This is a genomic window from Mycolicibacterium sp. XJ870 (assembly GCF_053483975.1).
This window is the reverse complement of sequence record NZ_JBEFTI010000028.1, coordinates 1-219: the sequence shown is the minus strand read 5'-3', so window position 1 is coordinate 219 and position 219 is coordinate 1. Positions and strand designations below refer to the sequence as shown.

Genomic DNA, 219 nt, shown 5'->3' with positions numbered 1-219 from the left:
TTTGGTGTGGAAATGCCTGAGCCCCCCAATTGGGATTGGGGGGCTCAGGTGTTAATTTGTGTTCGGCGGTGTCCTACTTTTCCACCCGAATGGGTAGTATCATCGGCGCTGGCAGGCTTAGCTTCCGGGTTCGGGATGGGTCCGGGCGTTTCCCTGCCGCTATGTACCGCCGTAACTTTATTCACTCGTTTTTGAGTGCCCCCCGTGTTGGTGTGGGGG

1 rRNA gene is annotated in these 219 nt (G+C 57.1%); it reads right to left on the bottom strand.

What is annotated here, in order from left to right:
- Positions 1 to 60 precede the first annotated feature (60 nt).
- Positions 61 to 174 (bottom strand): 5S ribosomal RNA (gene rrf, locus ABQF30_RS29580).
- Between the last annotated feature and the right edge of the window lie 45 nt (positions 175 to 219).